General features: G+C 68.2%; 12 protein-coding genes. 3 read left to right on the top strand and 9 right to left on the bottom strand.

Going from position 1 to position 14,600, the window contains the following annotated elements:
- Positions 1-9 precede the first annotated feature (9 nt).
- Positions 10-855, top strand: coding sequence for an oxidoreductase (locus MFF40_RS14610; protein WP_147856240.1), 846 nt, complete (start codon positions 10-12; stop codon positions 853-855).
- A gap of 107 nt (positions 856-962) precedes the next feature.
- Here the strand turns inward: MFF40_RS14610 and MFF40_RS14605 are convergent, their stop codons facing one another.
- The 9 genes from MFF40_RS14605 to urtA all read right to left on the bottom strand — a co-directional run bounded on the left by MFF40_RS14605 (position 963) and on the right by urtA (position 9,963).
- On the bottom strand, positions 963-1,532 hold the full coding sequence (locus MFF40_RS14605; RefSeq protein ID WP_147856241.1) for a ClpP family protease: 570 nt from the start codon (positions 1,530-1,532) through the stop codon (positions 963-965).
- A gap of 27 nt (positions 1,533-1,559) precedes the next feature.
- Positions 1,560-2,615 (bottom strand): aliphatic amidase, encoded by a 1,056-nt coding sequence (locus MFF40_RS14600; protein ID WP_238261006.1) that lies wholly within the window; start codon positions 2,613-2,615, stop codon positions 1,560-1,562.
- A 203-nt stretch (positions 2,616-2,818) separates the two neighbouring features.
- Entirely contained in the window at positions 2,819-3,136 is a 318-nt protein-coding gene (locus MFF40_RS14595; protein WP_147897688.1) for an FmdB family zinc ribbon protein, read from the bottom strand.
- A 158-nt stretch (positions 3,137-3,294) separates the two neighbouring features.
- On the bottom strand, positions 3,295-4,524 hold the full coding sequence (gene fmdA, locus MFF40_RS14590) for a formamidase (protein WP_147906208.1): 1,230 nt from the start codon (positions 4,522-4,524) through the stop codon (positions 3,295-3,297).
- Positions 4,525-4,754: 230 nt separating this feature from the next.
- Positions 4,755-5,519, bottom strand: a complete 765-nt coding sequence (urtE, locus tag MFF40_RS14585) for an urea ABC transporter ATP-binding subunit UrtE (protein WP_238261004.1) — start codon at positions 5,517-5,519, stop codon at positions 4,755-4,757.
- Between the two features lie 2 nt (positions 5,520-5,521).
- Positions 5,522-6,307, bottom strand: coding sequence for an urea ABC transporter ATP-binding protein UrtD (gene urtD, locus MFF40_RS14580; RefSeq protein WP_147854519.1), 786 nt, complete (start codon positions 6,305-6,307; stop codon positions 5,522-5,524).
- A 7-nt stretch (positions 6,308-6,314) separates the two neighbouring features.
- Positions 6,315-7,487: an urea ABC transporter permease subunit UrtC gene (gene urtC, locus MFF40_RS14575; RefSeq protein ID WP_147854520.1), complete on the bottom strand. Its 1,173-nt coding sequence runs from the start codon at positions 7,485-7,487 to the stop codon at positions 6,315-6,317.
- Positions 7,488-7,497: 10 nt separating this feature from the next.
- Positions 7,498-8,424: an urea ABC transporter permease subunit UrtB gene (gene urtB, locus MFF40_RS14570; protein WP_058191212.1), complete on the bottom strand. Its 927-nt coding sequence runs from the start codon at positions 8,422-8,424 to the stop codon at positions 7,498-7,500.
- Positions 8,425-8,694: 270 nt separating this feature from the next.
- Positions 8,695-9,963: an urea ABC transporter substrate-binding protein gene (gene urtA, locus MFF40_RS14565; protein WP_147854521.1), complete on the bottom strand. Its 1,269-nt coding sequence runs from the start codon at positions 9,961-9,963 to the stop codon at positions 8,695-8,697.
- Between the two features lie 254 nt (positions 9,964-10,217).
- Between urtA and MFF40_RS14560 the strand changes: the two genes are divergently transcribed.
- Both MFF40_RS14560 and MFF40_RS14555 read left to right on the top strand, forming a co-directional pair.
- Entirely contained in the window at positions 10,218-13,592 is a 3,375-nt protein-coding gene (locus MFF40_RS14560; RefSeq protein WP_238261002.1) for a hybrid sensor histidine kinase/response regulator, read from the top strand.
- Entirely contained in the window at positions 13,585-14,505 is a 921-nt protein-coding gene (locus tag MFF40_RS14555) for a response regulator transcription factor (protein WP_238261000.1), read from the top strand. Before MFF40_RS14560 ends, MFF40_RS14555 begins: the two co-directional genes overlap by 8 nt.
- Positions 14,506-14,600 lie beyond the last annotated feature (95 nt).

Genomic DNA, 14,600 nt, shown 5'->3' with positions numbered 1-14,600 from the left:
CACACCAGCATGCCCAACGCCCAACCGGTCTGGTTCATCACCGGCTGCTCCACCGGCTTCGGCCGGGAACTCGCCAAGCTGGTCATCGCCCGGGGCTGGCGGGCGGTGGTGACCGCCCGCGACCGGGCCAAGGTCGCCGACCTGGCGGAGGGCGCCCCCGACCAGGTCCTGGCGCTCTCGCTGGACGTCACCGACGCGAGCCAGATCGCCCAGGCGGTCAGCGAAACGTCAAAGACATTCGGGCGGATCGACGTCCTCGTCAACAACGCCGGCTACGGCTACCAATCCTCGATCGAGGAGGGCGAGGACGACAAGATCCGCGCCCAGTTCGACGCCAACGTGTTCGGCCTGTTCGCCCTGACCCGGGCGGTGCTGCCGGTGATGCGGGCGCAGCGCTCCGGCCATGTGCTCAACGTGACCTCGGTTGCGGGCTTCGTCGGCTTCCCGGCCTCGGGCTATTACGCCGCCACCAAGCACGCCGTGGAAGGGTTCTCCGACGCGCTCAGCGCCGAAGCCGGCCCGCTCGGCATCCGGGTCACCTGCATCGAGCCGGGCCCGTTCCGCACCGACTGGGCCGGGCGCTCCCTGATCCAGACCCCCAGCACCATCGCCGACTACGCCGAGACCGCGGGCGCCCGCCTGAAGGCCACGTCCGAGAAGAGCGGCACCCAGGCCGGCGATCCGGTCCGGGCCGGCGAGGCGATGATCCGGGTGACCGAGATCGACAACCCGCCGCGCCACCTCGTGCTCGGCGCCTGGGGTTACGAGGCGGTCACGACCCGGCTGAATCAGCGGATCGCGGAAATCGAGGCGTGGCGCGCGACGAGCTTGGAGGCGGATTACCCGGAGGGGTGAACGTCGTCGCGACCGCACCAACGTGGTCGCAGGAGGGTTGATACGGCTTCGGGGCGGATCGCGCGTTCGACGCCGGCGTCGCGATGCAAGGTCGACGGCAGGCCCGCTCAGATCACCGCCTCGATCAGCCCCCGCGACCGCGCCTCGTCCGCTTCGAGATACCAATTGGCCGGCGCCTTCTCCAGCACCTCGTCGAGGGTCACGTCCGAGCCCTGGATGAGATTGGAAAACCCCTCGTTCTGGATCACGATCGAGCACTCGATCTCGTGGAGGGTCGCCTTCACGGCGGCGATGCAGGTGGTGAGCGGCCCCTGGACCTGGAGCTGCTTGTTCATCTTGCGCTCGTGGATCATCAGCCGCGTGCCCCGGGTGAGATAGCGGTTCGGCCGGGCGAAGAAGCTCATGAAGGTCGTGCCGGCCGAGTAGATCGCGGCCTTGCCGAGGAAGACGAACCGTCGGTCCGGGCTCATCTCGGTGTGGTAGCGGATGTCCTCGCCCATCATCCGGGCGACCTCCGGGTCGCCGCCAAGCGTCGAGAGCTCGATCACCACGATCTGCCGGTCGCCGGCCTCGGCGAACTGGCGGCGGAAATCCTTGTACATGTCGTAGTCGACCGGGCCCGACAGCAGCACCGCGGGGCTGCGGAACGCGGTCGGGCCGAGGGGCGTGGTGTCCATGGGGGCCTGTGATCCGTTGCTGGGGTCTCAGCGCACCGGGTCGGGCGCGCCTTCGCCTTTGCCGACGAACGGGATGCCCGCGATCGGGCATTCCTCGGTGCCGACAGAGTGCCGGGTAATGGCCCGAACGGCGTCGCGGGTTCCGTCGGGATCCTCGATCCAGCGCCGGTAGAACTCGTAGGGGCATTCCGACAGGCCGTGCCGGTTCTCCTTGGAGTTGATCATGCCGGTGTAGCCGCGGTGGAGCAGCTTGAAGAGGTGGTTCTCGGATTGGCCGTGGGCGCGCGAGTCCCGGATCAGGAATTTCGACAGGGCGGCGTACTGGATGCCCATCTCCTCCTCGCCGCACTCGCCGAGCGTGCGGCCGTCGAAGCCGATGATCGCCGAGTGGCCGAAATAGCTGTAGACGCCGTCGAAACCGGCGGCATTGGCCACCGCAACGTAGGTGTTGTTGGCGAACGCCATCGCCTTCGACATCAGGATCTGCTGTTCCTTGGCCGGGTACATGTAGCCCTGGCAGCGGATGATCAGCTCGGCCCCGCGCATGGCGCAGTCGCGCCAGATCTCGGGATAGTTGCCGTCGTCGCAGATGATCAGGCTGATCTTGAGGCCCTTCGGCCCGTCCGAGACGTAGGTGCGGTCGCCAGGATACCAGCCCTCGATCGGCGTCCAGGGCATGATCTTGCGGTACTTCTGCACGATCTCGCCCTGGTCGTTCATCAGGATCAGGGTGTTGTAGGGGGCCTTGTGCGGGTGTTCCTCGTGGCGCTCGCCGGTCAGCGAGAACACGCCCCAGACCTTGGCCTCCCGGCAGGCGGCGGCGAACACCTCGGTCTCCGCCCCCGGCACGGACGAGGCGGTCTCGTACATCTCGGCGGCGTCGTACATGATGCCGTGAGTGGAGTATTCGGGGAAGATCACGAGGTCGAGCCCGGGCAGGCCGGTCTTCATGCCGACGATCATCTTGCCGATCGCCTTGGCGTTCTCCAGCACCTCGGCGCGGGTATGAAGGCGGGGCATCTTATAGTTCACGACGGCGACGCCGACGCTGTCCTGGCTGGACGAGATGTCTCCGTGCATCATGGCGTGGGTTCCTCCTGGCTTGCGATCTCCCTCCCCCCTCTGCGGGGGAGGGTGGCCCGGCCGTCAGGCCGGGTCGGGAGAGGGGAGCGACGTGTCCGGAAAGGTCGTGACGGGCTTCACGTCCTGAACCGTCGCGCTGCCCCTCTCCCGCCCCGCATCCGCGGGGCACCCTCCCCCGCAGAGGGGGGAGGGTGGCTGGTAGTTCAGTGGCTGATCATCCAGGGCCGCGCGCTCGGGAAGCTCTTGGCCGCAGCGGGGGCCGAGGCCGTCTTCTTCGGAGAGCAGCAGCCGCAGCCGGCGCCGTGGCCCGCCGAGCGCCGCGGCGCGTGGCGGCTGCGCTCGTTGGTGGCGTGGGCCGCCTTGAGCCCCGCATCCATGCCGGAGATCCGCGGTGCGGTGCGGAAGGCCCGTTCGCAGGCTGCCCCGCAATCCGGGCAAGCGTGCGGATCCTTGAACTCCGCCATCGGCCGCATGGCGGTGAACGGCCCGCAGGCCTGGCACGCGTAATCGTAGACGGGCATTTCGAGGCTCCCGGCGAAATGTAAGGGCGCGGGTCCCCTCTCCCGTGCGGGAGAGGGACAGGGTGAGGGGACAGGTCTTTCCGGAAACGTCGCATCCCTCACCCCAACCCTCTCCCGCACGGGAGAGGGGGCCGGTCGCATTCGTGACCGGCGGCAGATCACAGGTCCGGCGAGAGCGGCATCTGGATCGAGCCGTCGAGGAACTTCGTCGGCCCGTCGGCACCGGGATTGATGTCGAACTCGAAGATCTTGGTCGGAATCCACAGGGTCGCGCAGGCATTCGGGATGTCGACCACCCCCGAAATGTGCCCCTGCACAGGCGCCGTGCCCAGGATCGAGTAGGCCTGCGCGCCCGAATAGCCGAACTTCTTGAGGTACTCGATCGCGTTCAGGCAGGCCTGCCGATAGGCGATGTGAACATCCAAATAATGCTGGCCGCCGTGCTCGTCGACGGAGATGCCCTCGAAGATCAGGTGGTCGTCGTATTTCGGGGTGATCGGCGACGGCTTGAAGATCGGGTTCCGGATCCCGTACTTGGCCATGCCGTCCTTGATCAGCTCGACCTTGAGATGCACCCAGCCGGCCATCTCGATGGCGCCGCAGAAGGTGATCTCGCCGTCGCCCTGGCTGAAATGCAGGTCGCCCATCGAGAGGCCGGCGCCCGGCACGTAGACCGGGAAGTAGATCTTCGAGCCGCGCGACAGATCCTTGATGTCGCAATTGCCGCCGTGCTCCCGGGGCGGGACCGTACGGGCGCCCGTGGCGGCGGCCGCGTCCTTCGCCTCGCCCTTCAGCCGGCCCATATGGGCGGTCGGGCCGAAGGGCAGGGTGGCGAGCGCCGGCACGCGCTCGGGGTTGGTGTCGTAGAGCGCCTTCTCCCGGGTGTTCCAGGTCTCCAGCATCTTCGGATCGGGCAGGCAGCCGATCAGGCCGGGATGGATCAGGCCGGGGAAGCGCACGCCCGGCACGTGGCGGGATTTCGTGAACAGGCCCTCGAAGTCCCAGATCGACTTCTGGGCCTGGGGGAAGTGCTCGTCGAGGAAGCCGCCGCCGTTCTTCTTGGAGAAGAACCCGTTGAAGCCCCACTGACTCTCCGGCTTGGCGCCGATGTCGAGCAGGTCCACCACCAGCAGGTCGCCGGGCTCTGCGCCCTCGACGCCGATCGGACCGGACAGGAAGTGGACGATCGACAGGTCGATGTCGCGCACGTCGTCGGCGGAATCGTTGTTCTTGATGAAACCGCCGGTCCAGTCGTAGGTCTCGACGATGAAGTCGTCGCCCGGCTTGACCGTGGCGACCATCGGGATGTCGGGGTGCCACCGGTTGTGCACCATGTCGTTGTCATAGGCCGATTGCGTGAGATCGACCTTGATCAGCGTCTCGGGCATTTTTTACGACTCCCTGCTGCGATCTTGACTGCCAAGTCTTCACGGACGGCCGCGCGAGATTGTCCGGCGCGACACGCCCCCTTCTCCCGTTCGGGAGAGGGCTGGGGTGAAGGAGGAGAACCCTCCGGAGAGGGCACGCCCCTCACCCTGTCCCTCTCCCTCAGGAGAGGGGACCCGCGTCCGACCCGGGACCGGGCATTGCCTTCGCTGGCGTCGAAGCCGGCGGATCCTCAGACCGACAGGAACCGGGCGACCTGCGCCTCGTCGATGCCGTCGCGGGGCGCCTCGTGCACGATGGCGCCGTTCTCCACGACGATGACCCGGTCGGCGACGTCGAGGGCGAAGCTCAGGACCTGCTCGGAAACCACGATGGAGAGGCCGCGGTCGTCGCGGATCTTCTTGAGGGTCCGGCCCATCTCGCGGATGATCGAGGGCTGGATGCCCTCCGTGGGCTCGTCGAGCAGCAGCACCTTCGGCCGGCTGGCGAGCGCCCGGGCGATGGCGAGCTGCTGCTGCTGGCCGCCCGACAGGTTGCCGCCGCGCCTTCCCTTCATCTCCAGCAGGACCGGGAACATGTCGTAAAGGTCCTGCGGCACCTTGCGGGCGCCGGTGACGGTCAGGCCGGTCTCGATGTTCTCCTGGACCGTCATGGTGGAGAAAATCATCCGGCCCTGCGGCACGTAGGCGAGGCCCTTGGCGACCCGGGCGTGGCTCTTGAGCCCCGCGACCTCCTCGCCCTCGACCCGGATCGTCCCGGATTTGACGGGCACGAGGCCCATCAGGGTCTTCATCAGGGTGGTCTTGCCCATGCCGTTGCGGCCCATCACGGCGACGATCTCGCCGGGCGCCACCGAGAAGCTGAGCCCGTGCAGGACCTCGCTCTGGCCGTAGGCAGCGTGGAGGTCGTGGACGGCGAGCGCCGGAGCCACATCGGGAATCGCGACGTGCGGAGGCGCCTTGACCAGGGGCGGGTGCGCGGTCTGGAGCGAGCCCATCGTCAATGTCCCAGATACACTTCGATGACCTTCGGGTCGTTCTTGACCCGCTCCATCGAGCCTTCGGACAGCACCTTGCCCTGGTGCAGCACGGTCACCCGGTGGGCGATGTCCTCGACGAACTTCATGTCGTGCTCGATCACCAGGACCGAGCGGCCCTTGATGATCTGGTTGAGCAGCTCCGCGGTCTTGATCCGCTCGCCGACGCTCATCCCGGCGACCGGCTCGTCGAGCATCAGAAGCTCCGGGTCCTGGATCAGCAGCATGCCGATCTCGAGCCACTGCTTCTGGCCGTGGCTCAGGAACTCGGCCCGCTCCTTGAGCTGGTCCTTCAGGAAGATCGTCTCGGCGATCTCGTGGATCCGGTCGCGGACCTCGGCGTCGCGCTTGAAGGTGAGGGCGCCGAACACGGTGCGCCCGCGGGGGAACGAGATCTCTAGGTTCTCGAACACCGTGAGGTCGTCGTAGATCGATGGCGTCTGGAACTTGCGGCCGACCCCGGCCTGTACGATCGCGCTCTCGGTGAGCTTGGTCAGCTCCTGGCCCTTGTACTTGATCGATCCGGCGCTGGCCCGGGTGCGCCCGCAGATCAGGTCGAGCACCGTGGTCTTGCCGGCGCCGTTCGGGCCGATGATCACCCGGATCTCGTCAGGGTCGACGTAGAACGACACGTCGTTGACCGCTTTGAAGCCGTCGAACGAGACGGTCAGCGCCTCGACGGCGAGGAGGTAATCGGGCGGCGCGGCCTCGGCGCCGACCACGGGGGAGGAGAGGATCGCGGCGTTCATGACATCCTCACTCGGCCGGAGCGCCGTGGGGCGGGACGATGGTGGTCTCGGGGGGGCGCAGACCCTTCACCCGGCGGGTCAGGCGGGGCTCGATCTGCTCGCGCCAGATGCCGGCCAGACCGTTCGGGAAGGCGAGCACCACCGCGATGAACAGGGCGCCGAGGCCGAACAGCCAGAGATCCGGAAAGCTCTCGGAGAAGCTGGTCTTGGCCCAGTTCACCAGCAGCGTGCCCCAGACCGCGCCGAACAGCGACAGGCGCCCGCCGACCGCGGCGTAGATCACCATCTCGATCGAGGGCACGATGCCCACGAAGGAGGGCGACATGAACCCGACCTGCAGGGTGAACATCGCTCCGCCGATCGCCGCGAAGGCGGCCGCCAGGCAGAAGGCGAAGACCTTGAAGCCCGCCACCGAGTAGCCCGAGAACCGGACCCGGTCCTCCTTGTCGCGCATGGCGACGAGGATCCGCCCGAGCTTCGACTTCTTCACGTATTGCGCGGCGAGGATGCAGGCCAGCAGCAGGCCGCCGTTGACGAAGTACAGGATCACCTTGGCGTGGTCGGTGCGGATGTCCCAGCCGTGGAGGGTGCGCAGGTCGGTGATGCCGTTGATGCCGCCGGTGTAGCCCTGCTGGCCGACGATCAGGATCGTCAGGATCGCGGCGATCGCCTGGGTGATGATCGCGAAATAGGTGCCGCCGACCCGGCGCTTGAACATCGCATAGGAGATGATGAAGGCGAACAGGACCGGAACCGCCACCACCAGGATCAGGGTCAGCGGCAGGCTCTTGAATGGCAGCCAGAACCACGGCACCGCGGTGATCTGGTTCCAGTCCATGAAGTCCGGGATGCCCGGCGTCGACTGGATTTTCGTGTTGGCGACGCTCGAAGCTTCGAGCTTCAGGTACATGGCCATGCAGTACCCACCCAAGCCGAAAAATACGCCCTGGCCTAAGGACAAAATACCGGCATAGCCCCAGCAGATCACGAGCCCGAGGGCCACGAAGGCGTAGGTCAGGTACTTGCCGACGAGGTTGAGGCGGAACCCGTCGAGCGCCAGGGGAAGGACCACCAGGATCACCCCGGCGAGCAGAGCCAGGCTCAGCCACTCCACCGGCTTCATGAACGGGTTGTCGTTGACGGTGACCGACTTGGTCAGGGTCTGGACCGGATTGGTCATCGGGAAATCCTCAGCGCCGGACCTTGAGGGTGAAGAGGCCCTGCGGCCGCAACATCAGGATGCCGACCACCGCGAGCAGGGTGATCACCTTGGCCATCGAGCCGGAGAGGAAGAATTCCAGGGTCGATTGCGTCTGCGAGATCGAGAAGGCCGACGCGATGGTGCCCAAGAGGCTCGCGGCGCCGCCGAACACGACGATCAGGAAGGTGTCGACGATGTAGAGCTGACCCGAAGTCGGCCCGGTCGAGCCGATCATCGTGAAGGCCGAGCCGGCCACGCCCGCGATGCCGCAGCCGAGGCCGAACGTGTAGCGGTCGACCTTCTCGGTATCGATGCCGACGGCGCCGGCCATGGCGCGGTTGGCCATCACGGCCCGGACCTGCTGGCCGAAGCGCGAGCGGTAGATCAGCAGGGCCACGCTGACCGTGATCAGGATGGTGATGGCCATCACGAACAGGCCGTTGACCGGGATCTCGATCGTGTCGGTGACCTGCACCGAGCCGATCAGCCAGGACGGCAATTCGACGCCGACCTCGCGGGCGCCGAAGATCGAGCGGTAGGCCTGCTGCAGGATCAGCGACAGGCCCCAGGTGGCGAGCAGCGTGTCGAGCGGGCGCTTGTAGAGGAACCGGATCAGGCTCCACTCCACCAGCATGCCGAGCGCCCCGGAGGCGAGGAACGCCAGCCCCATCGCGACGAAGAAGTAGACCGGGAACAAAGCCGGCAGGTAGCTCTGGCAGAACGCCGAGCAGAGATAGGTGACGTAGGCCCCGAGGATCATGAACTCCCCGTGGGCCATGTTGATCACGCCCATCTGCCCGAAGATGATCGCCAGTCCCAGCGCCATCAGCAGGTAGACCGAGAACAGGATCAGGCCGGCGAAGCCCTGCATGGCGAAGATCGCGCCGAGGTCGCCGAGGGAATACTCGCCCAACATTTTCTCGTGTCTCCCGCGATCTAGCTGGTGTGGTGATCGTCCGGAGCGAGGTCTTTCCCGCCAGGTGCCACCGGATTCAGACGATGCCGGTTGAGGCGCAGGTCCCCTCTCCCGTGCGGGAGAGGGACAGGGCGAGGGATGCGACCTCCCCGGAAAGACCTGGTCCCTCACCCCAACCCTCTCCCGCATGGGAGAGGGGGCTTGTCGCGGCCTTCTCAAGCCGCGGTGCGAACATCAGAACCTGCCAGGGCAGGGAAGTACCGGCGGCGACTACTGGTAGCCCTTCGGGAACGGATCCGGCTTGATCAGTTCCGGGCTGGTGTAGACGATCTCGAACTGGCCGTCGGGCTTGGCCTTGCCGACCCGGGTCTTCGACCAGAGGTGATGGTTCTCGTCGATCCGGACGTAGCCCTCGGGGGCGCCCTTGAACTCCAGGCCCGGGGAGGCGGCGACCACCTTGTCGACGTCGAAGGAGCCGGCCTTCTCGCAGGCCATCTTCCACAGGAACGGCCCGAGATAGGCCGCCTGGGTGACGTCGCCGATCACCGTCTTCTCGCCCCACATCTTCTTGAAGGCGGCGACGAAGGCCTTGTTGTTCTCGTTGTCGATCGACTGGAAATACTTCATGCAGGCATAGGCGCCGGCGATGTTCTCGCCGCCGATGCCGTCGATCTCGTCCTCGGTGACCGAGATCGTCATCAGCACCTGCTTCGACAGGTCGATGCCCGCCGCCTTGAGCTGCTTGTAGAACGCCACGTTCGAGCCGCCGACCACGTCGGTGAAGATCACCTTCGGCTTGGTGAGCTTGATCTTGTTGATGACGGAATTGAACTGGGTGTGGCCGAGCGGGAAGTATTCCTCGCCGACCACCTTGCCCTTGAGCACGTTCTCGACGTGCTTGCGGGCGATCTTGTTCGAGGTGCGCGGCCAGATGTAGTCGGAGCCGATGAAGTAGAAGCTGTCGCCGCCCTTCTCCTTGTGGACCCAGTCGAGCCCGGCGAGGATCTGCTGCGTCGCCTCCTGGCCGGTGTAGAAGACGTTCTTGGACTGCTCCAGGCCCTCGTAGAAGGTCGGGTAGTACAGGAGGCCGTTGTACTGCTCGAACACCGGCAGCACCGCCTTGCGCGAGGCCGAGGTCCAGCAGCCCATCACGGCGGCGCAATGGTCGTTGACCAGGAGCTTCTTGGCCTTCTCGGCAAAGGTCGGCCAGTCGGAGGCGCCGTCCTCCTGGATGATCTTGATCTTGCGGCCGAGCACGCCGCCGGCCTCGTTGATCTGGGCGATGGCGAGCTTTTCCGCCTCTTGGGCGCCGGTCTCGGAGATCGACATCGTGCCGGTGACCGAGTGCAGGATGCCGACGGTCACCTCGGTGTCGGTCACGGCGAGCCCGGTGGTGTTCACCGCCGAGGTCGGGGCCGCGGCCCAGGCGCCGCGGGGCATCAGCGCGAGGGCCGGTGCGCCGGCCAGTCCCATCAGCAGCCTGCGCCGCAGCGGGGAATGCAAGCCGTTCTTCGCGCCGGTCTCGGTGTCGTCAGCCATCGTGCCTGCCCTGGTTCGCGTCCGGGCCTCGCGTGGCGCCCCGGATCGACCAGTCCAGGCTAGGTCTTCGGTCACGCTGCGGCCTATACGATGTTTTGCGTATGGCCGTTCTCTTGCATCGAGCGCACCATCGCGGCGCAGGAGTCTGAGGGACAGTTGGGAGCGAGGGCGGAGAGCGTGGGCGGCGCCCCGGCGCCGGGTTCTTTCCGCGCGCGTGCGCGCGGCCGCAACTCCATGTGCCGGACAGGGCCGCGATGAGCGGCCCCCAGCGCATCATCCCGATCCGCCGGGACTACAACCGCTTCGTCGCCGACGAGACCCTGGAGGATTACGCCCTCCGGTTCACCGCCAAGAAGGCCCGGCGCTGGTCCGGCTTCCAGGTGGCCCAGACGGCGCTCGGCTCGGTCTCGTTCCTGGCGCTGGAGGCGATCGGCGGGACCCTGGCGCTGACGGCGGGCTTCCCCAACACGCTGGCGGCGGTGCTGGTCGTCGGCCTGATCATCTTCGCCACCGCGGCGCCGATCACCGTCTACGCCGCCCGCTACGGGCTCGACATGGACCTGCTGACCCGGGGGGCCGGGTTCGGCTATCTCGGCTCCACGGTCACGTCGCTGATCTACGCGAGCTTCACGTTCCTGTTCTTCGCCATCGAGGCGGCGATCATGGCGCTGGCGCTGCAGCTCTGCTTCGGGCTGCCGCTCGGCATCGGCTACCTCGTCTGCGCCGCCGCGGTGATCCCGCTGGTGGTCTACGGCATCCGGCTGATCAGCCGTTTCCAGATCTGGACGCAGCCGCTCTGGGTGGCCTTGAGCCTGCTGCCGCTGGTCTTCGTGGCAGCGCAAGGCGCGGCGCCGCTGCATGCGCTCGCGGATTTCCCGGGCCTCGACGGCGGCGGGGCCGCCTTCGACATCGGCCGGTTCGGGCTGGCCACAGGGGTGCTGCTGGCGCTCCTCGCTCAGGTCGGCGAGCAGGTCGATTTTTTGAGGTTCGTGCCGGAGCCGGTGGGCCGGCGCGATTGGCGCTGGTGGCTGGCGGTGCTCTCGGGCGGCGCCGGCTGGATCGTGCCCGGCATGCTCAAGATCCTGCTCGGCGCCGGCCTCGCCGTCCTGGCGCTCGGGCACGGCGTCCCGCCCGAGCACGCCGCCGAGCCGACCCGGATGTACGCGGTGGCGTTCGGCTACGTCACCGGGGAGGGCGGCCGGGCGGCCCTGCTTCTGACCGGGCTGTTCGTCCTGGTCTCGCAGCTCAAGATCAACCTGACCAACGCCTATGCCGGCTCGATCGCGTGGTCGAACTTCTTCTCCCGGCTGACCCACAGCCATCCGGGCCGGGTGGTCTGGCTGGTGTTCAACGTGGCGATCGCGGTGCTCCTGATGGAGCTCGGCATCGACAAGACCATCGAGAGCACCCTGCCGCTCTACGCCTCCGTGGTCTCGGCCTGGGTGGGCGCGCTCGCGGCCGACCTCGCGGTGAACAAGCCGCTCGGCCTCTCGCCCCCGGGCATCGAGTTCAAGCGCGCCCATCTCTACGCCATCAACCCGGTCGGGACCGGCGCCATGGTGCTGGCGCTCGCCATCGGCGGCCTCGCCTATGCTGGCCTGCTCGGCCACGCGCTCCAGCCCTTCGCGCCGCTCCTCACGCTGGCGACCGCCTTCGTGGCGGCCCCGGTGATCGCCTGGGCCACGGCCGGCCGCTGGTATCTCGCCCGGACCCCAAAGCGGGATTGGGGGGCGGGCGAGGTCACCTGCCGGGTCTGCGAATTGCCGTTCGAGGGCGAGGACATGGCCCATTGCCCGGCCTACGACGCCCCGATCTGCTCCCTGTGCTGCTCGCTCGACGCCCGCTGCGGCGACCTGTGCAAGCCGCACGGCCGGCTGGAGGCGCAGGCGCAGCAGGCGCTCGGCCGGATCCTGCCGGGCCGGACGGCGGCCTGGATCGGCGCGCCGCTCGGCCGCTACCTCGCGGTCATGCTGACCCTCTGCGCGGTGATCGCCCTGATCCTGGGGATCGTCCATGCCGGCGCCACCATCGCGCATCCCGAGCATCGCGTGGTCCTGCGCACCGCGCTGACCAGCGTGTTCTTCATCCTGGTGGTGATCCTCGGCGTGGTCGCGTGGCTGTTCGTGCTCGCCCAGGAGAGCCGGCGGGTCGCCCAGTCGGAGACCATGCGCCAGACCGCGCTCTACGAGGCCGAGATCGCGGCTCACAAGCTCACCGATGCCAAGCTGCAGGAGGCCAAGGAGCGTGCGGAAGCCGCAAACCTCGCCAAGAGCCGCTACGTGGTCGGGATCAGCCACGAGTTGCGCACGCCGCTCTCCACCGTGCTCGGCTACGCCCAGCTCCTCGAATCCGACCCCGCGATCCCGGCCCCGCGCCTCAACGGCATCCGGGTGATAAGACGCAGTGCCCAGCACCTGTCCGGGCTGATCGACGGCCTGCTCGACATCTCGCGGATGGAGGCCGGGCGGCTCGAGATCCACCGGGACGAGGTCCGGCTCACGGAGTTCCTCGATCAGCTGGTCGACATGGTCCGGCTGCAGGCCCGGGAGGCCGGACTCGAATTCCGATTCTCCCGGCCGGAGATCCTGCCGGCGGTGGTCGCCACCGACGAGAAGCGCCTGCGCCAGGTGCTGCTCAACCTCCTGTCGAACGCGATCAAGTTCACGCCCTCCGGCACCGTCTCGCTGGATCTCAGCTACCGCAGCCAGATCGCGGCGTTCACGATCCGCGACACCGGGCCCGGCATCCCGGAGGCGGACCTGGCGCGGATCTTCCAGCCGTTCGAGCGGGGCTCGACGCCGGCCGCCCGCAGTACTCCGGGGACGGGGCTCGGGCTCACCATCGCGGACCTGCTGGCGCAGCTGCTTGGCGGCGAGATCACCGTGGCGGCGGCCCCCGGCGGCGGCACCCAGGCCCGGCTGCGGCTGATGCTGGCCTCCGTGGCCCAGCCCGCGCCGGTCGTCGTGGTTCCCCCGGCCTCCGCGCCGGAGCGAGCCTATGCCGGCGCCCGGCGCACGATCCTGGTGGCCGACGACGACACCGCCCACCGCGCCCTGATGCGGGCGATCCTGGAGCCGCACGGGATCTCCGTGATCGAGGCGGGCTCCGGGCCGGAATGCCTGGCGGCGGTGGCGAAGGGTGGGATCGACCTGATCCTGCTCGACATCGCCATGCCGGGCATGAGCGGCTGGGCCGCCGCCGCCACGCTGCGCGCGGAGGGCCACACCGGACCGATCGCCATGATGTCGGCCAACGTCCACGAGATCAGCCCGGTGCGCGGCGACGACGCCCCCCACGACGCGATCTTCGCCAAGCCTTTCGACCTGCGCGACGTGCTGGAGCGGATCGGCAAGCTGCTCCACCTCGAATGGACCGACGCCGCGACGCCCGCTTTGCGCGAGCCGGCCCCGGCGCTCGCGGGGATCGGCCATCCCGGGCCCGAGCATGTCGGCGAGCTGCTGCGCCTGGGCCGGATCGGCCATATCCGGGCCATCGAGGCGAAACTCGCCCAGATGGAGGGCGACGCGACGGTGCCCCCCGCCTTCGTGGCCCAGATGCGCGGGCTCGTGGAGGGCTACGACCTGCGCCGCTACCTCTCGGTCCTGCAAGGACTCGCCCGCCATGGCTGAGGTGCCGACCAATCAGCCGAGCCGCGACGTCGTCCTGGTGGTGGACGATTCCCCCGACACGCTGAGCTTCCTCACCGAGGCGATCGAGCGCTCGGGCGCCACCGTGCTGGTGGCGGTGGGCGGCGACCTCGCCCTCGCGCTGGTCGACGAGATCACCCCGGACGTGATCCTGCTCGACGCGATGATGCCGGGCATGGACGGGTTCGAGACCTGCCGGCGGCTCAAGGCCAAGCCGCAGATCGCCGGCGTGCCGGTGATCTTCATGACCGGGCTGAGCGAGACCGAGCACATTGTGAAGGGCCTGAGCGCCGGCGGGATCGACTACGTCACCAAGCCGATCGCCCCGGACGAGATCCTGGCCCGGATCCGCGTGCATCTGGCCAGCGCCCGGGCCGCTCAGAGCGCCCGGGCCGCCCTCGACACCGCTGGGCGCACCCTGTTCGCGGTCTCGGAGGCGGGTGCGGTGCTGTGGGCGACCCCGCAGGCCGGGCGGCTGCTGGCCGGTCTCGGCTCGGATCCGTCCGGGGGGCTCGCACTGCCCGCCCGCGCCCGGGACTGGCTGCGCGGCTGCCTCACCGGGGCGTCCGCCAACGCCCTGACGCTGACCGGCGGCGACGGCACCCCCTATGCGCTCAGCTTCATCGGCCGTACCCCGGACGAGATCCTGCTGCGCCTGTCGCGCGAGGAGGCCTCGGGCGGCATCGAGCGGCTGCGAGCGCGGCTCCCGGTCACCGGCCGCGAGGCGGAGGTGTTGCTCTGGCTGTCCCGGGGGAAATCGAGCCGCGATATCGGCGAGATCCTGGGGCTCAGCCACCGCACCGTGACCAAGCACCTGGAGGGCATCTACGCCAAGCTCGGCGTCGAGAATCGCACCGCCGCATCGATCATCGCCGCGCGACACCTGCAGGACTGAGCCGCGCCGATCTGCGTTGTCCACAGGCATCGCCGCGGCGCGAAACCCGTTGGTAAGCGCCCTCCCACCACGGTCCCGGCACAGACGAACCAATT

Origin of the sequence: Methylobacterium mesophilicum (assembly GCF_022179445.1) — a bacterium.
Taxonomy (GTDB): Bacteria; Pseudomonadota; Alphaproteobacteria; order Rhizobiales; family Beijerinckiaceae; genus Methylobacterium; species Methylobacterium mesophilicum.
The sequence above is the reverse complement of the archived record's forward strand: the minus strand, read 5'-3'. Positions and strand labels throughout refer to the sequence as shown.